The following is a 26,656-nucleotide window of genomic DNA, read 5'->3' on the forward strand; positions in this document are numbered from 1 at the left end:
GAACTGTTCAAACCGCGGCCTTCTTGAGACGGCGCCGTTCACGCTCGGACAGACCGCCCCAGATACCGAATCTCTCGTCGTTGGCGAGGGCATACTCCAGGCATTCGGAGCGGACCTCACAGGCGAGACAGACCTTCTTGGCCTCGCGGGTGGAGCCGCCCTTCTCGGGGAAGAAGGACTCGGGATCGGTCTGGGCGCACAACGCGCGCTCCTGCCAGCCGAGTTCCTCGTCCGCGTCCTCGACCAGCAGTTGTTCGAACAGCTCGGTCATGTGCGCCCCTCGTCTGTCTTTACGTCCCCGTGCTTGCGGCCGCTACCGTTTTCGGCCGAACGACACGAGTGAAATTACAAGTGTGCGGATACGAGCCAGTCAAGCCGAGATCTGCTATTGGTCCCGGTATTCACTCTGCGGAACCAAGGCTATGCGGAAAGTGTTGAAATCACCAAAAACCTGACACATACCACTGGCCAGCTCACATCCACTCCCTCCGCGAGGGAGACGCCCGGAGTCCGGCCGATGTTGCGATTCAGCCACGGAAGCGATCCGAATCACAGTCTGATCACGGGAGCATGACGGTGTTTGCGAGCACGACTGCTGCGCCATGTCTCCACGTCAGCGCCCGCACAAACCTTTCTCCGAACTCAGTAACCGGATGAGGTGAAACATTGGCGCCAAATCGGTCATTGAGTTGACAGCCGGGAACCGTTCCCGCCACCTTTGAAGGCATGCCGACCGCCTCAGCGCCCTACGCGACCCACACCCGTGGGTTCCGCAGCGCTGTCCAGGCTCGCTGTTGCTGTTCCTGTTGTCCCTGCTGTTGAGCCACCGAAGCTCCGGCCGGACACGTAGTTCCCCGTTCCCCCCTTTTCCCGGGGTCGTTCTCCCCTTTCTGCCGAGGAACCTCCACACCCATGAACAGCGACAGTGACCTTCAGATCGCAGGCGACATCCTTGAGGTGGCGCACCTGCTCCAGCCCGCGCGCGAGCATCCGGGCACCGTGGCCGAGTTCGCCGGTCTGGCCCGTGCCATCGCCGCCGACCGCTCCCGGTGGGCCACGCTCGTCGAGTACGACGCCGCGAGCCGCTGGTACCACCGGCTGAGCACCGGACCCGGTTACGAGGTCTGGCTGCTCTCCTGGGTGCCCGGCCAGCGCAGCGGGCTGCACGACCACGGCCTCTCCTCAGGTGTCCTGACGGTCCTGGAGGGCGAACTGACGGAGCGTACGGAGCGGACGAGCCGGAGCCTCGGTGGCGGCGCGCAGCGGGTCTTCGCCCCCGGCTACGTCCACGAGGTGGTCAACGACTCGATCGAACCGGCCGTCAGTCTGCACATCTACTTCCCGGGTCTGACCGAAATGCCGATGCACTCCGCGCGCTGCGCCCCGGCGGCCCAGGATGTCGTACCCGCCTGACAAACTGCACAGCATGCGCATTGTGGTTCTGGCCGGCGGTATCGGTGGTGCCCGTTTCCTGCGTGGCCTCAAGCAGGCCGCGCCGGACGCGGACATCACGGTGATCGGCAACACGGGTGACGACATCCATCTGTTCGGGCTGAAGGTCTGCCCGGACCTCGACACGGTGATGTACACCCTCGGGGGTGGCATCAATGAAGAGCAGGGCTGGGGACGCGAGGGCGAGACGTTCCAGGTCAAGGCGGAGCTCGCGGCGTACGGCGTGGGGCCCGAGTGGTTCGGCCTCGGCGACCGTGACTTCGCCACCCATATCGTCCGCACGCAGATGCTGGGCGCCGGTTATCCGCTGAGCGCGGTCACCGAGGCGCTCTGCGCGCGCTGGAAGCCCGGGGTGCGGCTGCTGCCGATGTCCGACGACCGCGTCGAGACGCATGTCGCCGTCGACGTGCCGGACAGCCCCACCGGCGAGCGCAAGGCCGTGCACTTCCAGGAGTACTGGGTGAAGATGCGCGCCTCCGTGGAGGCCCACGCGGTCGTCCCCGTCGGCGCCGACCAGGCCAAGCCGGCGCCCGGCGTGCTGGAGGCGCTCGCCGCGGCGGACGTGATCCTCTTCCCGCCGTCCAACCCCGTCGTCAGCATCGGCACGATCCTGGCCGTGCCGGGGATACGTGAGGCGATCGCCGACGCCGGGGTGCCCGTCGTCGGGCTCTCGCCGATCGTCGGGGACGCGCCCGTGCGCGGCATGGCCGACAAGGTCCTCGCGGCGATCGGCGTCGAGTCGACGGCCACGGCCGTGGCACAGCACTACGGTTCGGGGCTGCTGGACGGCTGGCTGGTCGACACGGTGGACGCGGCGTCGGTCGCGGAGATCGAGGGCGCGGGGATCCGGAGCAGGGCCGTACCGCTGATGATGACCGACCTGGAAGCGACGGCCGCGATGGCGCGCGAGGCGCTGGCGCTGGCCGAGGAGGTGCGGGCGTGACTTCTCTCGGAGAAGGCGGAGGTCCGGTGACCGAGTCGTACAGCGTCCGGGCGCTCGACGGGCTGCCGGAGGTCCGCGCGGGCGACGATCTCGCGAAGCTGATCGTCGCGGCGGGGCCCGGCCTGGTCGACGGCGACATCCTCCTCGTCACGTCGAAGATCGTGTCCAAGGCCGAGGGCAGGATCGTCGAGGCACAGGACCGCGAGGCGGCGATCGACGCGGAGACCGTCCGTGTCGTCGCGCGGCGCGGGCCGCTGCGGATCGTGGAGAACCGGCAGGGGCTGGTGATGGCGGCGGCCGGTGTCGACGCTTCCAACACCCCTTCGGGGACGGTGCTGTTGCTGCCCGAGGACCCCGACGCCTCCGCTCGTGCCCTGCGGGACGGGCTGCGGGACGCGCTCGGCGTGGACGTCGGTGTGATCGTCACCGACACCTTCGGCCGGCCGTGGCGCAACGGGCTGACGGACGTCGCCATCGGCGCGGCGGGCGTGCGGGTCCTGGACGATCTGCGTGGCGGTACGGACGCGCACGGCAATCCGCTGAGCGCGACCGTCGTCGCTCTCGCCGACGAACTGGCCGCCGCCGGCGACCTGGTGAAGGGCAAGTCCGCCGGGCTGCCGGTGGCGGTGGTGACCGGCCTCGCGCGGCTGGTGGGCGAATCCGCGGACGGCGCGCGGGCGATGGTGCGCGGCGCGGCCGACGACATGTTCCGGCTCGGGACGTCGGAGGCGGTACGGGAAGCGGTCACCCAGCGGCGTACGGTCCGGGAGTTCACGGACGAGCCGGTCGATCCGGGTGCGGTGCGGCGCGCGGTCGCCGCGGCCGTGACGGCGCCGGCGCCGCATCACACGACGCCGTGGCGGTTCGTGCTGCTGGAGTCGCCCGAGTCGCGCGTCCGGCTGCTCGACGCGATGCGGGACGCGTGGATCGCGGACCTGCGCCGCGACGGCAAGTCGGAGGAGTCCGTGGCCAAGCGGGTGCGGCGCGGGGACGTGCTGCGCGCGGCGCCGTATCTGGTGGTGCCGTGCCTGGTCGCGGACGGCGCGCACGCCTACGGGGACGAGCGGCGGGACACGGCGGAGCGCGAGATGTTCGTGGTCGCGACGGGCGCCGGTGTGCAGAACTTCCTTGTGGCGCTGGCGGGTGAGCGGCTCGGCTCCGCGTGGGTGTCGTCGACGATGTTCTGCCGCGACGTCGTGCGGGACGTGCTCCAACTGCCCGCGAACTGGGACCCGATGGGCGCGGTGGCGGTCGGGCACGCGGCGGCTGAGCCGAAGGAGCGGCCGGGGCGGGCGGCGGAGGACTTCATCTCGGTGCGCTGAGGAGCTCTCTGTCCTCTGTCGTACGGCTACAGATGCGCGATTCTGCCGACGGGCATGCGGGGGGCGCGGCGGGGTGGCGTACGGCCGGTGAGAAGGATGAGCCGTACGGCACGGTGGCGTTGTCCGGCGTACGGCTCCAGCAGTTCGAGCATCCCGGCGTCGTCGGTGTCGGGGCGGCCGGCGAGCGCGTAGCCGATGATGCCCGGCAGATGGAGGTCGCCGACCGTGACGGCGTCGGGGGCGCCGTTCGACCGCTGAAGGACCTCGGCGGAGGTCCAGGGGCCGATGCCGGGGATCAACTGAAGCCGGGCGGCGGCGAGTTCGGGCTCCATGGTGGTGGCTTCCTCCAGGCGGCGGGCGACGCGGACGGCGCGCGCGATGGTGTCGGAGCGCTTGGCGTCGACACCGGCCTTGTGCCACTCCCAGGACGGGATCATGGCCCATGTGCGGAAGTCGGGCATGACGTGCATCCGGCTGTCACGGCGGTCGTCGGGGCGGCTGCCGGAGCGGCCGAGGGGTGAGTCGCCGTACGGGCCGGGGGCGGGCTCGCCGTACTTCCGTACGAGGTGCCGCCAGGATCGGTTCGCCTCGATCGTCGTGACCTTCTGCTCCAGGACCGACGGGATCAGCGACTCCATGACGAGGCCCGTGCGGCACAGGCGCAGGCCGGGGCGGCGGCGCTGGGCCGCGGCGACGAGTCTGTGGCGCGGGACGAAGGCGTCGGGGTCGTCCGACGCGCCGAGCATCTCGGGCAGCCGCTCCAGCAGCCAGTCAGCGCCGGGGCCCCACGCCTCGCCGCGCACGCCGCCGTCGCCGGCCCTGACCCGCAGGGTGCCGGGACCTTCGGGGGTCCGGGTGGCACGGACGGCCGAACCGTCCTGAAAGATCCGGAAGGTGGGGTCGGCGGGCCCGCGCCGGAGGGGCCCGAGGACGAGCCCCAGCTCGAAGTCCCCGTCCGGCACCCAGAGGCGCGTCTTGGGGGGTGTGGCGGGGCGGCTCTGCCGTGGGGTGGGTAGGGCGGGGGTGGTGCGGGGGCGGGGGGCGAAGCGGCCTGCCACGGGGAGGGTCCTTGGGGGTCGGGGTCTGTGAAGAGGGTAGGCGCTGCCGGGCGGGACCCTTTCCCCAACCCCGCCCCTTCCCGAAACCGGGGGCAGGCCCCCGGACCCCCGTGCCGGGGAGGCAAGGTGACCGCCTGCGCCCCGGCCCCCTGTGGGCAGAACCACCGGCTGCGCTTGGCAAGGCCGGCCAGAACCGGGCCGACGCACCCCCGTGCGGGAGGAACGCGAGACGGCGGGCTGCGCCGGGCGAAGTCGCCCGCGCAGGGCAGCTCCGGGAACAGGGGGCCGCCCCTGCGGGCAGACAACGGCGCCAGGCAAAGCCGGCCAGAACCCGGGCAGCACACCCGTCCACGGCCCCGGACGAGGCCGTCCGCACCCGGCCGAACCCCGGCCCAGACGGCGGCCCCGACTGCGTCAGGCCAAGCCGGCCGCGCTCGCGCCCCCGTGACAGGAAAACGCGAGACGGCGGGCTGCGCCGCGCCGACACGTGGCGCTCCCGCCACGGGCTACGCCGGGCGAAGTCGCCCGCGCGGGTCAGCTTCGGGAACAGGGGTCGTCCTGCCGGACAGACAACGGCACCTGGCACGCTCGGCCGGGACCGAGGCAACACCCCGCCCCCTGAGATGGGGCTGCGCCTCGGCGAAGCCGACCGAAACCGGGGCAGCGCACCCGTCCGCTGCCCCGGACGAAACCGTCCGCACCCAGTCGGCCCCCGGCCCAGACGGCGGCGCCGACTGCCCCGGACGAAACCGTCCGCACCCGGTCGGCCCCCGGCCCAGGCGGCGGCGCCGACTGCCCCGAACAAAACCGTCCGCACCCGGTCGGCCCCCGGCCCAGGCGGCGTCGGCCGTATCGGCGAAGTCGGGTGCGCTCGCAGGGCCGAGTCGAAGGGGCGACAGCGCCAACCGCGGCGCGCGAAAACGTCGGCGGCCGGCGGGCGGCGTCCCGGACAGACACCGGACGCCCAGGCGGGACGCCCCCTACTCGTCCGAGGAGAAGCGGATGGAGCGCGGTGGGAGCGTCGTGTCGCACCAGATGCGGGCTCCGGTTTGGAGTTCGTTGTCCGGGCCCACCGTCGCGCCGTCGCCGATCACCGTGCCCGACAGGGTCGTGCGGGCTCCCACTCGGGCTCCCGCGCCCACCAGGGAGTCCGTGATCACCGCGCCTGGGCCGATCACCGCGTTGGGAAGGATCGCGCTGCCCGAGATGCGGGTGCCCTCCGCGATCACCGCTCCCTCGCCGATCACCGTGCCCGCCGTGAGCTTCGCGTCCGGGGCGACCCTGGCCGTTGGCAGGATCAGCCGGTCGCCGCAGCGGCCGGGGACGGACGGGGACGGGGCGACGCCCAGGACCAGGTCCGCCGAGCCGCGGATGAAGGCCTGGGGGGTGCCCAGGTCCAGCCAGTACGTCGAGTCGACCATGCCCTGCAGATGCGCCCCCGACTCCAGCAGGCCCGGGAACGTCTCCCGTTCCACCGACACCGGGCGGCCCGCCGGGATCGAGTCGATCACCGAGCGGCGGAAGACGTACGCCCCCGCGTTGATCTGGTCGGTGACGATCTCCTCCGGCGTCTGCGGCTTCTCCAGGAACGCCGTGACCCGGCCGTCGTCGTCCGTCGGCACCAGCCCGAACGCCCTCGGGTCCTCGACCCGCGTCAGATGCAGCGAGACGTCCGCCCCCGACGACGCGTGGGTGCCGACCAGCGCGCCGATGTCCAGGCCCGTCAGGATGTCGCCGTTGAAGATCAGCACCGGGTCGTCCGGTCCCGAGTCCAGACGGGAGGCCACGTTGCGGATCGCGCCGCCGGTGCCGAGCGGCTCGCGTTCGGTGACGTACTCCAGACGAAGGCCGAGGGACGAGCCGTCCCCGAAGTACGGCTCGAACACCTCGGCCAGATAGGACGTCGCGAGGACGATGTGCTCGACCCCGGCCGCCCGCGCCCGTCCCAACTGGTGTGCGAGGAACGGGACGCCGGCCGCCGGGACCATGGGCTTGGGCGTACGCACCGTGAGCGGCCGCAGCCGGGTGCCCTTGCCGCCGACCAGGAGGATCGCTTCAGTCACCTTGTTCGTCTCTGCTTCCTGCTGGGGTCGGCGGTCCCCCGTTGCGGGGGGCGACGAGCCAGTCTAGGAGCGACCCTGGTACTTCGCGGCGGATACCCGGACCGCACCGAGCTTGCCGTACAGCCTGTTGCCCGGACAGTCGGTCACGAACCCGTCCCGGTGACCCGAGACCGCGTTCATGCTCACCTTCTTGCCCTTCTTGTACTTGTTGCTTCCGCCCGAGGTCATCGTGACCTTGCCCTTCGGGTTGATCCCGTGCAGCCCGAGCTTCCAGGCGCTGAGCCTGGCGACCGCCGTCGTCACGGCCGCCGGCGGGTTGACGGTCGAGTACGACCCGAGGACGGCGATGCCCGTGCTGTTCGTGTTGAAGCCGAGCGTGTGCGCGCCCATGACGGGCTTCGTCACGCCCCCGGCGCGACCCTCGTAGATGTTTCCGCACTTGTCGACGGCGAAGTTGTAGCCGATGTCCCGCCAGCCGCTGCTCGTCACGTGGTAGCGGTAGATACCGCGGATGACGGAGGGCGCCTGCTTGCAGGTGTAGTTGTTGCCCGTCGCGCTGTGATGGACGAAGACCGCCTTCACCGTCTTCGTGTAGCCGAACTTGCGTTCACGCAGCTTCTCGTTCGCGCCCCACCCCTTGCGCGAGACGATCTTCGGGCGCGGGGCCTTGTACGGCTTCGCGGCAGCTCCGGTACCGCTGCCGCCCTCAGACGTGGCCGGGTTGTCGGAGTCGGCCCCCTGGCCGCGCGACGCGTCGGCCTCCGTCACCGGCAGTTGCTCCGGCGCCTCCCCCGGGTCGACCAGTTCCAGGCTCAGCCCGTGCGGCAGCGGCGGGCGTACGGGACGAGACTCAGGGCGGGCGTCCGGGTTCCCGTCCGCCCGGACCCGTACCTGGACACCGTCCGACGGCCCGACCCACAGCGGCGCGGTGGAGCCCCGCACGGTGCCGGACTCGCGTTCCGACGTACCGCGATCCGCGCCGTGCTCGGCGTCGTGGGTCTCCAGGCGCTGCCAGCGGGACCAGCTACCGGTCTTGGCGGACCGGCTTCTGACCTGGACCGAGCCGTGGAGTTCGGCGTCCGCGTCGTCCCAGACGACACCGACGAGCGAGAAGGGCTGGACGTCCTGCTTGGGCAGCCCCTGCTCGGTGACTTCACCGGAGGAACGTTCGGGGTCGAGCGGGACCAGTGGCAGCGACTCGGTGGAGCCCGGCAGGGGTGAGCCCGCCCGGGTGTCCTGGGGAGCCGCCACGGCCCCGGAGGGCAGGGAGAGCGGGAGTACGAGTGCCGCGGCGCAGGCGACGCCGATCGAGGAAGACAGGAATAGACGCATGTGCCGATCGTGCGGCCGCGGGGCGGTGGCCGCCTTCCGGGAACAACGGCGGAAACTGACGGGCCATCGGACCAATCGGTGGACGGCGTCACCGGTACGGCGGTGCGCGCCCGGCCGCCCCGCGTACCCTTGCCCGGGTGAACGCCAGCGACCGCACCCCCGCCGACCTGCTGCGATCCGCCCTCGCCACGGATCCGGCCCGCCCCTTGGTCACCTTCTACGACGATGCCACCGGTGAACGCGTGGAATTGTCCGTGGCCACGTTCGCCAATTGGGTGTCCAAGACCGCCAACCTCCTCCAGGGCGACCTCGCCGCCGCGCCCGGGGACCGGCTCGCGCTGCTGCTGCCGGCGCACTGGCAGACCGCGGTCTGGCTGCTCGCCTGTTCCTCGGTCGGAGTGACCGTCGAGATCGGCGGCGACCCGGCCGGCGCGGACCTCGTCGTCACCGGCCCCGACACGCTGGACGCCGCCCGAGCCTGCCGTGGCGAACGGCTGGCCCTCGCGCTGCGTCCGCTCGGCGGCCGCTTCCCGCGGACGCCCGACGGTTTCGCGGACTACGCGGTCGAGGTGCCCGGCCAGGGCGACCGTTTCGCGCCGTTCGAGCCGGTGGACCCGGACGCCCCCGCGCTGGTCGTCGCGGGTACGGAGCTGACGGCCGCCCAGCTCGTCGAGCGCTCCCGCGCCGACGCGGCGGCCCTCGGTCTGACGGCGCCCGGCAGCCGGCTGCTGTCCGGTAAGCCGTACGACACGTGGGACGGGTTGTCGGCCGGGCTGTACGCACCGCTCGCCGCCGGGTCGTCGGTGGTGCTCTGCCGCAATCTGGACCAGCTGCCGGCGGAAGGGCTGGCCAAGCGGGTCGAGAGCGAGCGGGTCACGGCCACGGCGGAGGGCAAGGGCTGAGCGTTCGGGATACCGTCCGGTCGGCGACACGGTGACCTGACGGCCCGACGGGTTCCGGCTCCGAACGCCGCCTCCGGTAGATGATCGTCGGTAGTTCTAGTTCAGTGCACAACCAAGTGTGCGATTCAGCCGTCTACCCCTGAAACCGGCGGAGCCGTACGCCGCCGACGCCATGAAGGATGGACTTCGCCGTGACCGACAGCGCTGGCACGCCGCCCGAACCGGACCCCCGGGCAGACGACGAGCCGCCGACCGCGTCGCCCGGGTCGGACGGCGACGCGAACCCGGACGAGAACGAGACCGCGAGCTCGACAGAGAGCGGGAGTGGGAGCGGGAGCCACAGCGGCAACAACGGCAACGGCAGCGGCAAGGACGGTGAGAAGCCGGAGGGCGAGTCACCCGGCGACCCCGACCCCGACCCCGCCGCCCCCCGCAAACGCCACTGGCTCCGCTGGACCGCCCTCGGCACCTCCGTCGTCGTCCTCGCAGCCGCCGGAGTCGGCTGGTGGTTCTACCAGAAGCTCGACAGCAACATCACCACCGACACGACCGCCGCCGCCGAGCTGCGTACGTACGAGAAGGAACGCCCCCGGCCCATCGCCGTCGACGCGAAGAACATCCTGCTCATCGGCTCCGACACCCGCGCGGGCGCGGGCAACGGCAAGTACGGCCGGGACGACGGCGGCTCGCAGCGCTCCGACACCACGATCCTGCTGCACCTGGCCGCCGACCGGCAGAGCGCGACCGCCGTATCCATTCCGCGCGACCTGATGGTCGAGATCCCGAGCTGCCTCACCTCGGACGGCAGACGCTCCAAGAAGCAGTCCGCGCAGTTCAACTGGGCCTTCCAGTTCGGCGGTACGGCGTGTTCGATCCGTACGGTCGAGAAGCTCACCGGCATTCGCATCGACCACTACATGGTGATCGACTTCAGCGGCTTCAAAGACATGGTGGACGCGGTCGACGGTGTCGACGTCTGCCTCAAGCGGCCCGTCGACGACGTCGACGCGCATCTGAAGCTGCCGGCGGGCAAGCAGACCCTCAGCGGTGAGGAAGCCCTCGGTTTCGTACGGGCGCGCAAGACCATCGGCGACGGCAGCGACACCGAACGGATGGAGCGCCAGCAGCAGTTCCTCGGGTCTCTCGTCAGGAAGGTGCAGAGCAACGGTGTTCTGCTCAATCCCGCACGGCTGTATCCGGTACTGGACGCGGCGACCAAGTCCCTGACGACCGACCCCGGTCTGAACACGCTCAAGGACCTTTACGACCTGGCGCGCGGCCTGCGGAACGTACCGACGGAAAAGGTGCAGTTCATGACGGTCCCACGCCAGCCCTATGTCAATGATCCGAATCGTGACGAACTCGTACAGCCGGACGCGGGGCGCCTTTTCTCGCAACTGCGCAAGGACGAGCCGGTCTCGATCGCTCCCGCCGGGGAGAAGGAGAACACACAGCGTGACGAGGGAAGTTCGGAAACGGACGAGAAACCGGACGGCCCCGGATCGTCGAACGCCACTCCGACCCCGAGTTTCCCGGGCACAAATGCCGCCGCCGGACTGTGCGAGTAAAAGGAATACCAAGGAGTCGTCGGCAGTCTATGACGATTGGGCAGATTGCCCCCTTGTAAGAGGAGTCGAATTTGTCACCGGCGTCGCTCGACGCTGAACTGGGCGGATAGTGTGACTCGATCCGGTTCATCGGACCGTGCGGTCGCGCACTGCCGGATCGAAAGACCGAGCGCCTTTGGGGGAAGAGGCGCTTCGCGTGGCACCGACGGAGGACTCAAGCAACCGTGGATGCGCATAGCCGTGGCGAGTCGGGCGGGATCGACCCCGCCGACCAGTGGGTACTCAACCCGCAGACCGGCAATTACGAATTGCGACTGAACCACTCCGAAGGGCAGCCGTCCGCCCCTTCCCGTGATGCGGGAAACGGGTCCGGCGCCCCTCGCCGGTCCAGAAACACGCCTCCCACGGACGACGGTTCGCCGCGCGGCCGATCCGCCAGGGACCGCAGGGCGCCCGGCGCCGCGGGAGCGGGTGCGGGCGCCGGAGCGGCAGCCGGAGCCGACGGCGCGAGTGACGGCGCCGGCGCGCGCATCCCCCGCGCCCGTAACTCCTCCGGTTCCACCGGCGCTTCGGGTACGTCCCGCCGTGACGTACCCGGCCAGCGCGGCCGCCGTGCCGCGAACAACGCCGACAGCGGGGCCGCCGCCGCGGGCCGCCGCAAGCGCAAGGCCCCGTCGAAGTCCCGCAAGAAGAAGATTCTCGGCTGGACCGGCGGCATCACCGCGTTCGTCCTCATCGGTGGCGCGGGCGCGGCCTACTACGCGTACCAGGAGCTCAACGGCAACATCAAGACGATCGATGTCCAGGGTGCGGGCGGCGGCTTCAAGAAGGACCAGGCCGTCAACATCCTGGTGATCGGCACCGACAAGCGCACCGGGGCCGGGAACGAGAGCTACGGCGACAAGAACAGCGTCGGCCACGCCGACACCACCATCCTCTTCCATGTCTCCAAGGACCGGACGAACGCGACCGCGCTCTCCATCCCCCGCGACCTGATCACCGACATCCCGGACTGCGAGACGAAGACCGAGGAAGGCACGAAGGTCATCCCCGGCGAGCAGGGCGTCCGGTTCAACACCAGCCTCGGCCAGGCCGAGCGCGACCCGGGCTGCACGATGCGCACGGTCGAGGAGCTGACCGGCCTGCCGGTCCACCACTTCATGATGGCGGACTTCAACGCGGTGAAGACACTGACGAGCGCGGTGGGCGGCGTGGAGGTGTGCGTCGCCAAGGACGTCGACGACCCCGACTCGCATCTGAAACTGACCAAGGGCAAGCACGTGATCAAGGGCGAGCAGGCTCTCGCCTTCGTCCGTACACGGCACAGCTTCGGCAACGAGAGCGACCTCGACCGGATCCAGACCCAGCAGCAGTTCCTGGGCTCCCTGATCCGGAAGATGAAGTCGAGCGAGACGCTCACCAATCCCGCGAAGCTGTGGGACCTGGCGACGGCGGCCACCGACGCGCTCACGGTCGACACCGGGATCGGCAGCATCGAGAAGCTGCGCGACGTCGGTATGGAGCTGGCCAAGGTCAATCCGAAGAACATCAGCTTCACCACGCTGCCTGTCATAGACAACCCGGCCGAAGTCGTGAAGGCGACGGTCGTGGTCAACGAGGCGCAGGCGAAGCCGCTCTTCGCGATGATGCAGAGCGACACCTCCCTCACCGAGGTGAAGCAGAAGGAGAAGGCCGCCAAGAGCAAGCAGGCGGCGCTTCTGAAGGGAACCAAGGCGGACCCCGCCGATGTCAGGGTCGATGTGTTCAACGGTGGCGGGCCGCAGGGTTCCGCCCAGGAGACGCTCGCCTGGCTGCAGAACGAGGAAGGCGTCAACAAGTCCACCAACAAGGGCAACGCGCCCGAGGACTTGGCCAAGACATCGCTGGAGTACGCGCCCAACCAGGCCGACCAGGCCCGCCGTCTCGCGGACATGATGGGCCTTCCCGCCGAAGCGATGAAGCCGGGCAAGGAGGACGCCGTGGGGCTGGAGGCGATGACCCTCACCCTCGGCGCGGACTTCAAGGGCGCGGGGATTCCCATCGTCGGACCGGCAAAGGCGCCGGAAGGCGTGCAGAAGGTGGAAGCGGACAAGCAAGTGTGCGCCAAGTGAGCCCGGCTCCGGCAGGCCCGGAGCCCCGACTCGTGCGGAGCGCCTGAACGACAGGGGTAGGGGGGTACGGAGTGGGGCAGAGCATGCGCAGACCCGGGACGCGGCAACGCGTCCCGCACGCCCGCGAGTTGGGCTGGGACGACAGTCTGTACGAGGACGGTCCGGGCGACACGGCCGGTCCTGACGGGGCGTCAGGCGGAGGGAACGGCGGCGCCGGTCCCGGTGACGGTTCCGTCTCCCCCTCCGGCGACGGTGCCGCCGCCGGCGGTGAGGGTGGTGACCGCTCCGGCCGGAAGAGAAAGGGCGGCTCCCGCCGCAACGGCTCACGCCCGCGCAACCGCCGCGGCAAGCGCCGAATACTTCTCTGGGTCTCCGCCGCCCTCGCCCTGCTGGTCCTCGGTACGGCCGGCGCCGGATACCTCTACTACCGTCATCTGGACGGCAAGCTCAAGAAGGAAGACCTGACGCTCGGCGACAAGCCGATGGCCGACCACAAGGCCAACTCCGCGGGCCAGACCCCGCTCAACATCCTTCTCATCGGCTCCGACGCCCGGGACTCCAAGGAGAACCAGAAGCTCGGCGGCGCCAAGGACACCTTCGGCGGCACGCCTCTCGCCGACGTACAGATGCTGCTCCATGTCTCGGCCGACCGCAGCAACATGTCGGTCGTCAGCATGCCGCGCGACACCATGCTGAAGATGCCCAAGTGCACGGACCCGGACACCCGCGAGGTGTACCCGGCGAGCACGGACAACGTACAGACCAACGAGAGCCTGGGGCGCGGGGGTCCCGGGTGCACCGTGGCCACCTGGTACGAGCTGACCGGCATCACCATCGACCACTTCATGATGATCGACTTCGCGGGTGTGGTGTCGATGGCCGACGCCATCGGCGGCGTGCCGGTCTGCGTCCAGGCGAACGTCCACTCCCGCAACGCCGAGGGCAAGGGCTCGGGGCTGAAGCTCAAGAAGGGCGAGAACGTCATCCAGGGCGAGCAGGCCCTCCAGTGGCTGCGTACGCGTTACGGCTTCGAGGACGGAAGCGACCTCGCCCGTACCCACGCCCAGCACATGTACATGAACTCGATGGTCCGGGAGCTGCGCAAGGGCGCCAAGCTGACCGACCCCGGAAAGCTGATGAGCCTCGCCGAGGCGGCCACCGACGCGCTGACCGTCGACAAGGGCCTCGGCGGCGTCAAGAAGCTGTACGACCTGGCGGAAGAGCTCAAGAAGGTCCCCACGAACCGCATCACGATGGCGACGATGCCCAACGTGTACGGCGAGGGCACCCAGGCCGGGCGGGTCTTCCCGAAGCCCGGCGACGCCGAGCAGCTGTTCACCATGGTCCGCGACGACGTGCCGCTCGACGGCAAGGCGTCCAAGCGCAAGCCCCCGGCCGAGACCAAGGACCCGGCGGCGGCTCCGGCCGACACCGGGGTGCTCGTACGCAACGGCACCGGGAGCACCACGCAGGCGCCGACGCCGCAGCGGGCCACGGCGGTGGCGGGACTGCTCGTCGGCAAGGGCTATACGAAGGCCGTGTCCGACTCGACGCCCGATCCCACCGAACGCACCCAAGTCCTGTTCCCCAGCGCCGACTTGGAGGGCGACGCGCAGGCGGTCGCCAAGTCGCTCGGGATTCCGGTCTCCTCGGCGAAGAAGTCGGCGGACGTGTCGGGGGTCACGGTGGTCGTGGGCGCCGACTGGCGTTCCGGTGACACCTACCCGAAGTCGGCCGCGCCGGACGAGACGAAGACGCCGGACACGGCGCGTGCGCTCAACGGGGCCGACGAGACCGAGTGCATGGAGATCCAGCCCGGCTTCACCTTCTAGGGTGTGTTCCGGTGTACGACGAGGAGCCCCGGGCGACACGCCCGGGGCTCCTTCGTACGTCACGGCGTCGTAGGTCACGGCGCCGTACGCAACAGCGCCGTGCATGACGGCGCCGTACGTGACGGCCTCGCTCAGGCGGTCTGCTGGACCGCCGGGCGGCGGCTCGCGATGACCTTCCTGGCGAGCGAGCGCGGGCTGGTCAGGAAGCCGACCCCCCACGACATGTGCATCGTGGCGAGCGCGAGCGGGATCTGGAGCCGCGCCTTGAGCGGCAGGCCCCTGCCCGCCGGTATCGAGCCCGCGACGATCGCGGCCAGATAGCCGCCGGGGACGATCAGCGCCCAGGGGGTGAGGGCCAGACCGACGACGAGACCCAGCGCGTTGGCGCTGACCGCGACCGGCGGCGCGAGGTAGCGCAGATTGATCGAGCCCGAGTGGAAGCGGGCGACGACATGGCGCCAACGGCCGTAGTCCTTGTACTGCTTGGCGAGCGCCCGGACGGACGGCCGCGGCCGGTACTGGACACGCAGCTCGGGCGAGAACCAGATCTGACCGCCGGCCTCCCGGATCCGGAAGTTCAGCTCCCAGTCCTGGGCGCGGATGAACTCCTCGTTGTAGCCGCCCTGCTGCTCCAGCGCCGCGCGCCGGAAGACTCCGAGATACACGGTCTCGGCGGGTCCCGCCTCGCCACCCGTGTGGAAGGCCGCGTTACCGACACCGATCTTGGAGGTCATCGCCGCCGCGACGGCGCGCTCCCAGTCGTTCTCGCCCTCGGCGTGCATGATGCCGCCGACGTTCTGCGCGCCCGTCTCCTCCAGGAGGCGTACGGCGGTCGCGATGTAGTTCGGCGAGAGCATGCCGTGGCCGTCCACGCGTACGACGACGGGGTGCTTCGATGCCTTGATCGCCGCGTTGAGCGCCGCCGGCGTGCGACCGGTCGGATTGGGCACGGTCTGCACCCGCGCGCGGGCGCTGTCGGCGGTCTCGGTCACGAGTTCGGCCGCGATCTCGTCCGTACGGTCCGTGGACGGGCCGAGGGCGATGACCACTTCCATCTCGCCGTCGTACTCCTGCTCCAGGATGTGCCGGACGGAGTTCCGCAGATGCCGCTCCTCGTTGAGCACCGGCATGATCACGGACACGGCTGGGGATTGGGCGGGCATGTGATCCTTCGGGCGTCCGGAGGCGGGTTCTGGCACGCCACGTTACCGCGAATGGGGGACCCCGACGCGCGTCGGGCGGGCTCAGCGCAAGGCTGCTGATCGTATGGGCCTACGTTGCGTCCCCTGGCCGCCCTCGCCCCGTCCCCCGGCAGTCCAGTCGTTCCCGTCACCCGCGGAGGTGTCCCCCCGTGCCCACACCACCCCGCTCCCCCCGCCCCCGGCCCGCCGGCCGGCCCGGACCGGCGCAGACCGGCGTCCGGTCCGAGCGGACCGCCGGCGCCGCCCGTGGTGCGCGCGGTGTCCGAGGTGCGCGCGGCCTCCGTGGCGGACGGCGGAACGGGCGGCCGGGCCGTCCCGGACGGCCGCGCTGGGGGATGCGGGTGGCCACGACACTCTCGGTGCTGGTGCTCGGCGCGGGCGGCATCGGGCACGCCGTCGTGACGAGTCTCGACACCGGGATCGGCCGGGTGGACCCGTTCAAGGACATGAAGAACCGCCCCGACGGGGGCCACGGCATGAACATCCTCCTGGTCGGCACCGACGGCCGCGACAAGATCACCGAGAAGGAGCGGGCGAAGTACCGGCTCGGCGGCGCTCCCTGCCGCTGCACCGACACGATCATGCTCGTGCACATCTCGGAGGACCGTGAGCGCGCGAGCGTCGTGAGCCTGCCGCGCGACAGCTACGCGGAGCTGCCCCCGCACACCGACGGGAACACCGGTGAGAAGCACGGGCCCCACCCGGTGAAGCTCAACGCGGCGTACGCGGAGGGCGGCCCGCATCTGACGGTCCGGACCGTCGAGAGCATGACCGGCGTGAAGGTCGACCACTATCTGGAGATCGACTTCACCAGCTTCATGAAGACGGTCGACTCGCTCGGCGGGGTGGAGATCTGCACCGCCAAGCCGCTCAAGGACTCGCACACCGGCCTCGACCTGAACGCCGGGACGCACAAGCTGGACGGCGGCAAGGCTCTCCAGTACGTACGGTCCCGCTATCTCGACGGCTCGTCCGACCTCGGCCGGATGCAGCGCCAGCAGCGCTTCATGGCCGCGCTGATCAAACAGGCCACCAGCAGCGGTGTGCTGCTGAACCCGGTGAAATTCCGCGGTGTGACCTCGACCATGCTCGATTCGGTCCGGGCGGACAAGGGGTTCGGTACACAGGAGATGCTCACGCTCGGCAAGGCGATGCGCGACTTCACACCGGCGTCGTCGGAGTTCACGTCGGTGCCGGTCACCGAAGGCGGCTTCCCGGTCAAGGGCATCGGCTCAACGCTGAAATGGGACCCGGTGAAGTCGAAGAAGCTGTTCCGGGCGCTGCGCGAGGACAAGTCGCTGACGCCCCCGGCCCCCTTGGGGCCGCGCGGGCCGGGGGCCCCGAAGCCGCCGCCGGCCACGATGGTCGAGGTGTCGCCGCAGCAGATCAGGGTGCAGGTCTACAACGCGACGCGGGGGGACGGTCTGGGCCAGCGCGTGGACGGCGCCCTGCGCGCGACGGGCTTCCGTACGACGCGTGCCCCGCTGAACCACACGGGCCCAGAGGTGACGCGTACGCAGGTGCTGTTCGACCCGCGCTGGGACCGCTCGGCGAAGTCCCTGGCGGCCGCCCTGCCGGGCTGTGAGCTGAAGCCGGTGCCCCGGCAGGGGGCCACGCTGAAGGTGATGGCAGGAAAGGATTACAGGACGGTACGACCGGTGCGCGCCGAGGATGTGCACCAGGGCGAGTTCGGCGCGGTGACGGGCGACCAGGTGGTGTGCCCGTGACGAGGGCCGCGTACGGACTCCGTATCAGTCGTCGATCCCGTCGGCGGCACGCTTCTCGCGCAGCTCCATGATCGCGCGCCGCCGGGCGAGCCGGTGCGTACGCCGGATCTGCGCCTCCTGGTAGCGCCGCTTGTCACGCTCGGTCTCCGGGATCACCGTCGGTACGGGGCGGGGCCTGCCCTCCGCGTCGACGGCGGCGAAGACGAGATAGGCGCTGCCCACCTGCTGGGCGGGGGTCGACTCGTTCCAGCGCTCGGCGAGCACCCGGACGCCGACCTCCATGGACGACCGTCCCGTCCAGTTGACCTGGGCCTTCACATGGACCAGGTCCCCGACCCGTACCGGCTCCAGGAAGACCATCTCGTCCATGGACGCGGTGACCGCGGGCCCTCCGGAGTGCCGGCCGGCGACCGCGCCCGCGGCGTCGTCGACGAGCTTCATGATCACGCCGCCGTGCACCGTGCCGAGAAGGTTGGTGTCACTGCCGCTCATGATGTGGCTGAGCGTGGTGCGGGACGCTGAGGTGGGCTTACCCGGAATATCTGTCTCGGGGCGGACGGCCTGGTCTGTCATGCCCTCCACCCTATGCGGGGGTCCGTGACGGCCCGCATTGCATCAGCTTGGCAACAGGGATGCTGTGATTTTCCTCCACCCCTGTATGCGCGACACCTGCGAGCCGCACACTGGTCGGCATGAACGATTGGCCTGACGGATGGAACGGCGACCGCGCTGACCGTGGCGGCGAGCGTTACGGACGCGGCGCGGGCGGACAGCCCGAAGGCGTACGCGCGATGCCGCACGTGCAGCGGCGCGCCGTCCCCCAGCAGCCGTCGCAGGGGTACGACGGGGGATACGACCCGCCCCCGTACAACAGCGACTACAACACCGGCCAGGTCTACGGCACCCCCGCCGACCGCGGTCAGGGCGGCCCGCCCCGGGTGCCTCCGCAGGGGTCGTACAACAACGGCGGCGGCTACCCGCCGGACCACGCACCGGACTGGCGGCGCCGTATCAAGATCACCGCGATATCCCTGGTCGCCGTCTTCCTCGTCGTCTCCATAGGCACCTACTTCTGGGCCGACTCCAAGCTCAAGCGCGAGGTGGACCTCTCGAAGGTCATCGAGCGCCCGGAGGCGGGCGACGGCACGAACTATCTGATCGTCGGCTCCGACAGCCGTGAGGGCATGTCCGACGAGGAGAAGAAGGACCTCCACACGGGCAGCGCGGAGGGCAAGCGCACCGACTCGATGATGATCCTGCACGACGGCTCGAACGGCCCGACGCTGATCTCGCTGCCGCGTGACTCGAACGTGGTGATCCCGTCCTTCCGCGGCTCGGAGTCCGGGAAGATGTTCCCGAACCAGGGCCGCGAGACGAAGCTCAACGCGGCGTACGCGGAGGACGGGCCCGAACTGCTCGTGCGTACCGTCGAGTTCAACACCGGTCTGCGCATCGATCACTACGTGGAGATCGGCTTCGCGGGCTTCGCCAACATCGTGGACGCGATCGGCGGTGTCGAGCTGGACATCCCGAAGGCCTTCAAGGACGAGAAGTCGGGCGCCGACTTCAAGGCGGGCAAGCAGACGCTGGACGGCGAGCAGTCCCTGGCGTTCGTCCGTACCCGGTACGCCTTCGCGGGCAGCGACCTGGACCGTACGAAGAACCAGCAGAAGTTCCTGGCGGCCCTCGCCTCGCAGACGGCCACGCCCGGCACGGTCCTCAACCCGTTCAAGCTCTACCCGACGATGGGCGCGGGCCTGGACACCCTGATCGTCGACAAGGACATGTCGCTCTGGTCGCTGAGCCAGATGTTCTTCGCGATGAAGGGCGTCACGGGCGGCGACGGCAAGTCGATGAACATACCGATCACGGGCAGCACCGGCGGGAACCTGGTCTGGGACAAGGCCAAGGTCAAGCAACTGGTGGAGCAGCTGAACAACGACGAGAAGGTCACGGTCACCTCGAACTGAGACCGCCCGTACAACGAAACACCCCGGCCCGCTCGTGCGGGCCGGGGCGTCTCGTTGTACGGGGACCTACGGCAGGTTGCGCGCCATCACGATGCGCTGGATCTGGTTCGTGCCCTCGTAGATCTGGGTGATCTTGGCATCGCGCATCATCCGTTCCACCGGGTAGTCGCGCGTGTAGCCGTAGCCGCCGAGGAGCTGGACCGCGTCCGTCGTGATCTCCATCGCCACGTCGGAGGCGAAGCACTTGGCCGCGGCGCCGAAGAAGGTCAGGTGTTCCTTGCCGCCGCCGTCGGAGACGCGCTGGGAGCGGGCCGCCGCCGAGTAGGTGAGCTGGCGGGCCGCCTCCAGCTTCATCGCCATGTCGGCGAGCATGAACTGCACGCCCTGGAAGTCGCCGATCGGCTTGCCGAACTGCTTGCGCTCCTGGACGTAGCCCGTCGCGTAGTCGAGCGCGCCCTGGGCGATGCCGAGGGCCTGGGCCGCGATCGTGATGCGGGTGTGGTCCAGGGTCTTCATCGCCGTGGCGAAGCCGGTGCCCTCGTCGCCGATGAGGCGGTCGGCCGGGACGCGGACGTTGTCGAGGTAGACCTCGCGGGTGGGGGAGCCCTTGATGCCGAGCTTCTTCTCGGGGGCGCCGAAGGAGACGCCCTCGTCGCCCTTCTCGACGACGAAGGCGGAGATGCCCTTCGTACGGCGGTCGGGGTCGGTGACGGCCATCACCGTGTAGTACTCGGAGACGCCGGCGTTGGTGATCCAGCGCTTCACGCCGTTGAGCACGTAGCCGTCGCCGTCCCGTACGGCCTTGGTCTTCATGCCGCCGGCGTCCGATCCCGCGTCCGGCTCGGAGAGGCAGTACGAGAACATCGCGTCGCCCTTGGCGAGCGGGCCGAGGTACTTCTTCTTCAGGTCCTCACCGCCGGAGAGGACGACCGGCAGCGAGCCGAGCTTGTTCACGGCCGGGATCAGGGAGGACGAGGCGCAGACGCGGGCGACCTCCTCGATGACTATCACCGTGGCCAGGGCGTCCGCCCCGGCGCCGCCGTACTCCTCGGGGACGTGGACCGCGTGCAGATCCGCGGCGACCAGCGCGTCGAGCGCCTCCTGCGGGAAGCGGGCCTCCTCGTCGACCGCGGCGGCGAAGGGCGCGATCTTCGCCTCGGAGAGCGCACGCACCGCCTCCCGGAGCATGTCGTGCTCCTCCGACGGGCGGTACAGGTCGAAATCAGCCGATCCGGCCACGGTCTTTCACTCCCCTGAATGCTAACTACCGTTAAGTAACACTAATTTTAGAGGTCCGGGGCGCCGTGATGTACGTGAGTTTTCCGACAGCTTCCGCACCTTGCCGTACGGGCGACCGAAAGGACGTCCGGAGCGCGGGGCTATGCTCGGCCGCGCACTCACGGTGCGATCGCAGCCTCGATCGCACGCCGGGCGCACCGCATCCCGACCGCACTCCCAGGAGCACGACATGGCCCTCAAGATCACTGTGATCGGTACCGGCTACCTCGGCGCCACCCACGCCGCGGCCATGGCGGAACTGGGCTTCGAAGTCCTCGGGCTCGACGTCGTCCCCGAGAAGATCGAGATGCTGTCGGCGGGACGGGTCCCGATGTACGAGCCCGGCCTGGAGGACCTGCTGCGCAAGCATGTCGCGGGCATCGAGGGGTCGAGCGGCCGGCTGCGCTTCACCACCTCGTGGGAGGAGATCGGCGCCTTCGGCGACGTCCACTTCGTCTGCGTGAACACCCCGCAGAAGCACGGCGAGTACGCCTGCGACATGAGCTATGTGGAGAGCGCCTTCGACTCGCTGGCCCCGCAGCTGGGCCGCGCGGCGCTGGTGGTCGGCAAGTCGACCGTGCCCGTCGGCAGCGCCGAGCGGCTCGCGCGCCGGCTCACCGAGCTGGCGCCGGCGGGCGGCGAGGTCGAGCTGGCCTGGAACCCGGAGTTCCTGCGGGAGGGCTTCGCCGTACAGGACACGCTCCACCCCGACCGGATCGTGGTGGGCACCGGGAGCGAGCGCGCGGAGAAGGTGCTGCGCGAGGTGTACGCGACGCCCGTCGGAGAGGGGTCACCGTTCATCGTGACGGACTTCCCGACCGCCGAACTGGTGAAGACCGCGGCGAACTCCTTCCTCGCCACCAAGATCTCCTTCATCAACGCGATGGCGGAGGTCTGCGAGGCGGCCGGCGGTGACGTGGTGAAGCTGGCGGAGGCCATCGGCTACGACGAGCGCATCGGAAGGAAGTTCCTGCGCGCCGGGATCGGCTTCGGCGGCGGCTGTCTGCCCAAGGACATCCGGGCGTTCATGGCACGGGCGGGCGAGCTGGGCGCGGACCAGGCGCTGACGTTCCTGCGCGAGGTCGACTCGATCAACATGCGGCGGCGCGGCCACATGGTGGAGCTGGCCCGCGAGGCCGTCGGCGGCGACTCGTCGTTCCTCGGCAAGCGCGTCGCGGTCCTGGGCGCGACGTTCAAACCGGACTCGGACGACGTACGGGACTCCCCCGCGCTCAACGTCGCCGGGCAGATCCATCTCCAGGGCGGCCAGGTCACCGTGTACGACCCGAAGGGCATGGACAACGCCCGCCGGCTCTTCCCGACGCTCGGCTACGCCGGGTCCGCGCTGGAGGCGGTGCGCGGCGCCGATGTGGTGCTGCATCTGACCGAGTGGCGCGAGTTCCGCGAGCTGGACCCGGAGGAGCTCGGCGGGGCCGTGACGCGGCGGCTGATCCTCGACGGGCGCAACGCGCTGGACCCGGCGGTGTGGCGCGGGGCGGGCTGGACCTACCGGGCGATGGGCCGGCCGAGGGCCTGAGGCCGCCCGGCACGGCTCCTCCGCGCCGGGGCACCGGTCGCGGTGGCACCGGTCGCGGGCACGGATCGCGGTGCACCAACTACCGTCGGGCGTCGTCCAGTTCCTCGATCGTCACCGTCGACGGCGACCGGCGCTGCTGGGCGGCGCGCGCCAGGAACTCGGTGTCGCGCAGCACGCGTGCCGCGTTGCCCCAGGTGAGATCCGTGACGGCGGTGTCGTCCCAGCCGCGGTCGAGCAGTTCGGTGATCAACCGCGGGTAGCACGAGGTGTCTTCGAGGCCGACGGTGTGCGGCGTGTCCGACTCGCGGCCGTACGTCCCGGAGAGACCGACGCACGCCGGGCCCGCCACGTCCCGTACCCGCTCGACATGGTCCGCGACTTCCGTGAGAGACGGACTCTTGCCGTCGCGGGCGGCCGGATCGCGGGTGAGCTGGTCGGGCGCGAAACTCACCATGCAGATACCGTTGTTGGCGCCGAGCAGCGTCAGGATGTCGTCCGGGACGCCGCCGTCGCCGGGGCGGTCCCCGAGGGCGCGCACGGCGGAGTGGGAGAACATCGCCGGTGCCTTGGTGACGGCCAGCGTCGCCCGCATCGTCTCGTCGGACGCGCCGGACAGATCGATGACGACGCCGAGCCGGTTCAGCTCGCGCACCACCTCGTGGCCGAAGCGGCTGAGCCCGTCATCGGCCCAGCGCGCGCCCGCGAGGGCGAGGGCGCGCACACCGAGGAGGTGGAACGCGCGCAGCGTGGCCAGCGAGTCGCCCATGGCCGGGCCCGAGACGGGGCCGAGGAGCGAGGCGACCCGTCCGCAGTTGCGCGCGTCGGCCAGGTCCCCGGCGCCGAGCGCCATGCGCAGGCTCTCCGGGTAGGACGCGATCAGGTCCCGTACGAGGTCGATCAGCTCCAGCGTGGTGCTCACGGCCCGGCCCGTGCGGACCTCGTCCGCGTCGACCTCCAGCGACCAGAACTGCCCGCCGAGCGCCCCCGCCTTGATCCGTGGCATGTCGGTGTCCAGGAAGCTGTCGCCCTGTTCCAGGTCGTGGCTGTGACTGGCCCCGCGGCGCCGCAGCAGCGTGGGGGCGAGGCAGTTGTGGCCGTCGACGACGGGGTGCGAGGACAGCAGAGCGCGGGCGCGCTCGGCGGACGAGGCGGACGTGGCCACGGAAGCCGTGTCCGTCGGCGCCGCCGATTCGGCGGCCGGCCGCGGGGACGTCGCGTCGAGATCACCGGCCGCGGCTGTCGTGTCCGTGTCGTAAGGGTCGTCCTGCAGATCTGCCATGACGAGGCTCCGTGGGGTGCGAAGGCAGTACGGCCACCGTGCCACGGGCGGACGGACGGGTCGCGGCGGACGGGGCGTTCGGGGGTACGCCGCGGGGCGCGGGCCCGGCGAAACCGGCCCCGCGCCCCGTACGCGGACCCCTCAGCCGTCCAGTTCCCCGATGGTCGCCGTCGACGGACCGCGCTCCTCGCGCAGCACCCGGGCCACGTCCTCCGCGGCGCGCACCACCCGTACCGCGTTGTGCCAGGTCAGCTTCGCCAGGTCCTCGGGCGACCAGCGGCGGGCGAGAAGCTCCGCGACGAGGTTGGGGTAGCCCGCGACGTCCTGAAGGCCCTCCGGCGTGAACGCCGTGCCGTCGAAGTCACCGCCGATACCGATGTGGTCGATGCCCGCGACCTCGCGCATATGGTCCAGATGGTCGGCGACCGTCGCCGCGGTGGCCGCCGGACGCGGGTTGACCGCCTCGAAGGCCCGGTGGATCCTCATCCCGGACTCGGTCGTGTCGAGCGGGTGCGCGCCGTGCTCGCGCATGTTCTCGTCGGCGGCCCGCGTCCAGGCGATCGCCTCGGGAAGGATGAACTTCGGTACGAAGGTGGCCATGGCCACGCCGCCGTTGGCCGGCAGCAGTTCCAGCACGTCGTCCGGGATGTTGCGCGGGTGGTCGCAGACCGCCCGCGCGGAGGAGTGCGAGAAGAGGACGGGCGCGGTGCTCGTGGCGAGCGCGTCGCGCATCGTCGTGGCGGCCACGTGCGAGAGGTCGACCAGCATGCCGGTGCGGTTCATCTCGCGTACGACCTCGTGGCCGAAGGGCGAGAGGCCGCCCACACCGGGCTCGTCGGTCGCCGAGTCGGCCCACGCGAGGTTGTCGTTGTGGGTGAGCGTCATGTACCGCACGCCGAGCGCGTACAGGGCGCGCAGCGTGGCGAGGGAGTTGTTGATGGAGTGGCCGCCCTCGGCGCCCATCAGGGAGGCGATCCGCCCGGTGCGGCGGGCGTTCTCCATGTCGTCGGCGGTGCGGGCGGCGGCGAAGTCGTCGGGGTAGCGGGCGATCATGCGCCCGACGACGTCGATCTGCTCCAGGGTCGCGCTGACTGCCGTGTCGCCGGCCATGTCGGAGCGTACGTACACCGACCAGAACTGCGCTCCTACGCCGCCCGCCCGCAGCCTCGGGATGTCGGTGTGCAGGTGCGCCGACTGGTCGTCCGCGAGGTCGCGCCGGTCGAGGTCGTAGGAGACCTGTTCGCGCAGGGCCCAGGGCAGGTCGTTGTGCCCGTCGACCACGGGGAAGTCTTCGAGCAGTTCGCGCGCCTGCTCCAGATAGTCCTCGGTGCCCATGGGGCCCTCACTTCCCGAAGCCGAAGCTGTCGTGACCGCTGACCTTGGCTCGCAGGAGTCTGCCCTTGTCCGTCGCCTGTTCGTTCAGGCTGCGCTGGAAGTCCTCCATACGGGCCCGCAACTGCGGATCGCCGGCCGCGAGGATCCGCGCGGCCAGCAGTCCGGCGTTACGGGCTCCTCCTACGGAGACGGTGGCGACCGGCACGCCGGCGGGCATCTGCACGATCGACAGCAGTGAGTCCATGCCGTCCAGGTACTTCAGCGGTACGGGGACGCCGATGACCGGAAGCGGGGTGACGGAGGCCAGCATGCCCGGCAGATGGGCGGCGCCGCCCGCGCCGGCGATGATCGCCCTGAGTCCGCGCCCGGCGGCCTCCTCGCCGTACGCGATCATCTCGCGCGGCATCCGGTGCGCGGAGACGACGTCGACCTCGTAGGCGATCTCGAACTCGTCGAGCGCCCGCGCGGCGGCCTCCATGACGGGCCAGTCGGAGTCCGACCCCATGACGACGCCGATGAGGGGAGAGCTCATGTGGTGATCGTTCCTCGGAGGTAGCCGGCGGCGTGGCGGGCGCGCTCCAGCACGTCGTCCAGGTCGTCACCGTAGGTGTTGACGTGGCCCACCTTGCGGCCGGGCTTCACGTCCTTGCCGTACATGTGGATCTTGAGCTGCGGGTCATGGGCCATGCAGTGCAGATAGGCCGCGTACATGTCCGGGTAGTCGCCGCCCAGCACGTTGCACATGACCGTCCACGGCGCGCGCGGGCGCGGGTCGCCGAGCGGCAGGTCGAGCACCGCGCGTACGTGGTTGGCGAACTGCGAGGTGATCGCGCCGTCCTGCGTCCAGTGGCCGGAGTTGTGCGGGCGCATGGCCAGCTCGTTGACGAGGATGCGGCCGTCGGCCGTCTCGAACAGCTCGACGGCGAGATGACCGACGACGCCCAGCTCGGCGGCGATCCGCAGGGCGAGCTGCTGCGCCTCGCCGGACAGTTCCTCGGAGAGGCCGGGCGCGGGCGCGATGACGGTGTCGCACACGCCGTCGACCTGCCGGGACTCCACCACGGGGTACGCCACCGCCTGGCCGTGCGGCGAGCGCACGATATTGGCGGCGAGCTCCCGGACGAAGTCGACCTTCTCCTCGGCGAGGACGGGGACGCCGGCCCGGAAGGGCTGCTCGGCGTCGTCCTCCGATCGGGCGAACCAGACTCCCTTGCCGTCGTAGCCGCCGCGCACCGTCTTCAGGATGACCGGGAAGCCGCCCACCTCGGCGGCGAAGGCCGCGACGTCGGCGGGGCCGGTGACGATGCGGTGGCGCGGGCTGGGCGCGCCCAGCTCGGTGAGCCTGGCGCGCATCACGCCCTTGTCCTGCGCGTGCACGAGGGCGCCGGGCCCGGGGCGTACGGCGATACCGTCCGCCTCCAGGGCACGCAGGTGCTCGATCGGCACATGCTCGTGATCGAAGGTGATCACGTCGCAGCCGCGCGCGAAGGCACGCAGGGTCTCCAGATCGGTGTGGTCGCCGACGACCACATCGGCGACCACCTGGGCCGCGGAGTCCTGAGGGGTCTCGCAGAGGAGCTTGAATCTGAGGCCGAGGGGGATGCCCGCCTCGTGGGTCATACGGGCGAGCTGACCGCCGCCGACCATGCCGACTACCGGGAACGTCACACTCCCAGGGTATCCGTCGCCCGGTGCGGCACGGTCCGGTGGTTACAGTGGGCCGGTCGGCGCCGTCCGCGGCGCCG

The 26,656-nt window shown here is 70.6% G+C and carries 21 protein-coding genes; 10 read left to right on the forward strand and 11 right to left on the reverse strand.

All coding sequences use genetic code 11. The features are described from left to right. Positions 1 to 7 precede the first annotated feature (7 nt). Positions 8 to 271, reverse strand: a complete 264-nt coding sequence (locus tag IEY79_RS23020; protein ID WP_023541320.1) for a WhiB family transcriptional regulator — start codon at positions 269 to 271, stop codon at positions 8 to 10. Between the two features lie 641 nt (positions 272 to 912). On the opposite strand from IEY79_RS23020, the gene IEY79_RS23025 reads away from it, so the two are divergent. Genes IEY79_RS23025 through IEY79_RS23035 form a run of 3 tightly spaced genes read left to right on the forward strand, consistent with a single transcriptional unit; the run spans position 913 to position 3,717 of the window. Continuing rightward, a complete protein-coding gene (locus IEY79_RS23025; RefSeq protein WP_189109475.1) occupies positions 913 to 1,413 on the forward strand; it encodes a cysteine dioxygenase in 501 nt (166 codons plus the stop codon). Between the two features lie 13 nt (positions 1,414 to 1,426). Next, on the forward strand, positions 1,427 to 2,395 hold the full coding sequence (gene cofD / locus IEY79_RS23030; protein WP_189109476.1) for a 2-phospho-L-lactate transferase: 969 nt from the start codon (positions 1,427 to 1,429) through the stop codon (positions 2,393 to 2,395). Continuing rightward, positions 2,392 to 3,717 (forward strand): coenzyme F420-0:L-glutamate ligase, encoded by a 1,326-nt coding sequence (locus IEY79_RS23035; protein WP_229701055.1) that lies wholly within the window; start codon positions 2,392 to 2,394, stop codon positions 3,715 to 3,717. Before cofD ends, IEY79_RS23035 begins: the two co-directional genes overlap by 4 nt. A 26-nt stretch (positions 3,718 to 3,743) precedes the next feature. On the opposite strand, the gene IEY79_RS23040 is transcribed toward IEY79_RS23035, so the two are convergent. The 3 genes from IEY79_RS23040 to IEY79_RS23050 form a co-directional block, all read right to left on the reverse strand. After that, on the reverse strand, positions 3,744 to 4,775 hold the full coding sequence (locus tag IEY79_RS23040) for a DNA-3-methyladenine glycosylase family protein (RefSeq protein WP_189109477.1): 1,032 nt from the start codon (positions 4,773 to 4,775) through the stop codon (positions 3,744 to 3,746). Positions 4,776 to 5,755: 980 nt separating this feature from the next. After that, positions 5,756 to 6,838, reverse strand: a complete 1,083-nt coding sequence (gene manB / locus IEY79_RS23045) for a mannose-1-phosphate guanylyltransferase (RefSeq protein ID WP_189109478.1) — start codon at positions 6,836 to 6,838, stop codon at positions 5,756 to 5,758. Positions 6,839 to 6,901: 63 nt separating this feature from the next. Further along, positions 6,902 to 8,170, reverse strand: a complete 1,269-nt coding sequence (locus tag IEY79_RS23050) for a peptidoglycan recognition protein family protein (protein ID WP_189109479.1) — start codon at positions 8,168 to 8,170, stop codon at positions 6,902 to 6,904. 137 nt (positions 8,171 to 8,307) lie between these two features. Here IEY79_RS23050 and IEY79_RS23055 point away from each other — a divergent pair, with 137 nt between their 5' ends. The 4 genes from IEY79_RS23055 (at position 8,308) to IEY79_RS23070 (ending at position 14,583) form a co-directional block, all read left to right on the forward strand. Next, a complete protein-coding gene (locus tag IEY79_RS23055; RefSeq protein ID WP_189109480.1) occupies positions 8,308 to 9,072 on the forward strand; it encodes a TIGR03089 family protein in 765 nt (254 codons plus the stop codon). A gap of 179 nt (positions 9,073 to 9,251) precedes the next feature. Next, complete coding sequence (locus tag IEY79_RS23060; RefSeq protein ID WP_189109481.1) at positions 9,252 to 10,640, forward strand: LCP family protein; 1,389 nt, start codon at positions 9,252 to 9,254, stop codon at positions 10,638 to 10,640. A 224-nt stretch (positions 10,641 to 10,864) separates the two neighbouring features. Beyond that, positions 10,865 to 12,751, forward strand: a complete 1,887-nt coding sequence (locus IEY79_RS23065) for an LCP family protein (protein ID WP_189109482.1) — start codon at positions 10,865 to 10,867, stop codon at positions 12,749 to 12,751. Between the two features lie 83 nt (positions 12,752 to 12,834). Beyond that, positions 12,835 to 14,583 (forward strand): LCP family protein, encoded by a 1,749-nt coding sequence (locus IEY79_RS23070; RefSeq protein WP_189109483.1) that lies wholly within the window; start codon positions 12,835 to 12,837, stop codon positions 14,581 to 14,583. 131 nt (positions 14,584 to 14,714) lie between these two features. Here the strand turns inward: IEY79_RS23070 and IEY79_RS23075 are convergent, their stop codons facing one another. After that, positions 14,715 to 15,746 (reverse strand): glycosyltransferase family 2 protein, encoded by a 1,032-nt coding sequence (locus IEY79_RS23075; protein WP_189109484.1) that lies wholly within the window; start codon positions 15,744 to 15,746, stop codon positions 14,715 to 14,717. Between the two features lie 188 nt (positions 15,747 to 15,934). On the opposite strand from IEY79_RS23075, the gene IEY79_RS23080 reads away from it, so the two are divergent. Next, positions 15,935 to 17,512 (forward strand): LCP family protein, encoded by a 1,578-nt coding sequence (locus IEY79_RS23080; RefSeq protein WP_229701056.1) that lies wholly within the window; start codon positions 15,935 to 15,937, stop codon positions 17,510 to 17,512. Between the two features lie 24 nt (positions 17,513 to 17,536). Here IEY79_RS23080 and IEY79_RS23085 read toward each other — a convergent pair whose 3' ends face one another. Continuing rightward, positions 17,537 to 18,085: an acyl-CoA thioesterase gene (locus IEY79_RS23085; protein WP_189109485.1), complete on the reverse strand. Its 549-nt coding sequence runs from the start codon at positions 18,083 to 18,085 to the stop codon at positions 17,537 to 17,539. 119 nt (positions 18,086 to 18,204) lie between these two features. Here IEY79_RS23085 and IEY79_RS23090 point away from each other — a divergent pair, with 119 nt between their 5' ends. After that, entirely contained in the window at positions 18,205 to 19,482 is a 1,278-nt protein-coding gene (locus IEY79_RS23090; protein ID WP_189109486.1) for an LCP family protein, read from the forward strand. Between the two features lie 66 nt (positions 19,483 to 19,548). On the opposite strand, the gene IEY79_RS23095 is transcribed toward IEY79_RS23090, so the two are convergent. Continuing rightward, on the reverse strand, positions 19,549 to 20,721 hold the full coding sequence (locus tag IEY79_RS23095; protein ID WP_189109487.1) for an acyl-CoA dehydrogenase family protein: 1,173 nt from the start codon (positions 20,719 to 20,721) through the stop codon (positions 19,549 to 19,551). A 229-nt stretch (positions 20,722 to 20,950) separates the two neighbouring features. On the opposite strand from IEY79_RS23095, the gene IEY79_RS23100 reads away from it, so the two are divergent. Next, entirely contained in the window at positions 20,951 to 22,297 is a 1,347-nt protein-coding gene (locus IEY79_RS23100; protein ID WP_189109488.1) for a UDP-glucose dehydrogenase family protein, read from the forward strand. A 79-nt stretch (positions 22,298 to 22,376) separates the two neighbouring features. Here IEY79_RS23100 and IEY79_RS23105 read toward each other — a convergent pair whose 3' ends face one another. The 4 genes from IEY79_RS23105 to IEY79_RS23120 all read right to left on the reverse strand — a co-directional run bounded on the left by IEY79_RS23105 (position 22,377) and on the right by IEY79_RS23120 (position 26,579). Further along, the gene (locus IEY79_RS23105) at positions 22,377 to 23,576 is read right to left on the reverse strand and encodes a dipeptidase (protein ID WP_189109489.1); all 1,200 of its coding nucleotides are present in this window, start codon (positions 23,574 to 23,576) and stop codon (positions 22,377 to 22,379) included. A 141-nt stretch (positions 23,577 to 23,717) separates the two neighbouring features. Beyond that, on the reverse strand, positions 23,718 to 24,911 hold the full coding sequence (locus IEY79_RS23110) for a dipeptidase (RefSeq protein ID WP_189109490.1): 1,194 nt from the start codon (positions 24,909 to 24,911) through the stop codon (positions 23,718 to 23,720). A gap of 7 nt (positions 24,912 to 24,918) precedes the next feature. Then, a complete protein-coding gene (purE, locus tag IEY79_RS23115) occupies positions 24,919 to 25,443 on the reverse strand; it encodes a 5-(carboxyamino)imidazole ribonucleotide mutase (RefSeq protein WP_189109491.1) in 525 nt (174 codons plus the stop codon). Further along, positions 25,440 to 26,579 carry a 5-(carboxyamino)imidazole ribonucleotide synthase gene (locus tag IEY79_RS23120; RefSeq protein WP_189109492.1) on the reverse strand — a complete coding sequence of 380 codons (1,140 nt, stop codon included), beginning with the start codon at positions 26,577 to 26,579 and terminating at the stop codon, positions 25,440 to 25,442. The genes purE and IEY79_RS23120 overlap by 4 nt, the downstream gene beginning before the upstream one ends. Between the last annotated feature and the right edge of the window lie 77 nt (positions 26,580 to 26,656).

Origin of the sequence: Streptomyces camponoticapitis (genome assembly GCF_014646115.1) — a bacterium.
Lineage (GTDB): Bacteria > Actinomycetota > Actinomycetes > Streptomycetales > Streptomycetaceae > Streptomyces > Streptomyces camponoticapitis.

Coding starts and splice junctions, on each gene's coding strand:
- IEY79_RS23050 (WP_189109479.1), bottom strand. CDS start 8,170: ATGCGTCTATTCCTGTCTTCCTCGATCGGCGTCGCCTGCGCCGCGGCA.
- cofD (WP_189109476.1), top strand. CDS start 1,427: ATGCGCATTGTGGTTCTGGCCGGCGGTATCGGTGGTGCCCGTTTCCTG.
- IEY79_RS23060 (WP_189109481.1), top strand. CDS start 9,252: ATGGACTTCGCCGTGACCGACAGCGCTGGCACGCCGCCCGAACCGGAC.
- IEY79_RS23100 (WP_189109488.1), top strand. CDS start 20,951: ATGGCCCTCAAGATCACTGTGATCGGTACCGGCTACCTCGGCGCCACC.
- IEY79_RS23105 (WP_189109489.1), bottom strand. CDS start 23,576: ATGGCAGATCTGCAGGACGACCCTTACGACACGGACACGACAGCCGCG.
- IEY79_RS23020 (WP_023541320.1), bottom strand. CDS start 271: ATGACCGAGCTGTTCGAACAACTGCTGGTCGAGGACGCGGACGAGGAA.
- IEY79_RS23110 (WP_189109490.1), bottom strand. CDS start 24,911: ATGGGCACCGAGGACTATCTGGAGCAGGCGCGCGAACTGCTCGAAGAC.
- IEY79_RS23085 (WP_189109485.1), bottom strand. CDS start 18,085: ATGACAGACCAGGCCGTCCGCCCCGAGACAGATATTCCGGGTAAGCCC.
- IEY79_RS23070 (WP_189109483.1), top strand. CDS start 12,835: ATGCGCAGACCCGGGACGCGGCAACGCGTCCCGCACGCCCGCGAGTTG.
- IEY79_RS23090 (WP_189109486.1), top strand. CDS start 18,205: ATGAACGATTGGCCTGACGGATGGAACGGCGACCGCGCTGACCGTGGC.
- IEY79_RS23075 (WP_189109484.1), bottom strand. CDS start 15,746: ATGCCCGCCCAATCCCCAGCCGTGTCCGTGATCATGCCGGTGCTCAAC.
- purE (WP_189109491.1), bottom strand. CDS start 25,443: ATGAGCTCTCCCCTCATCGGCGTCGTCATGGGGTCGGACTCCGACTGG.
- IEY79_RS23025 (WP_189109475.1), top strand. CDS start 913: ATGAACAGCGACAGTGACCTTCAGATCGCAGGCGACATCCTTGAGGTG.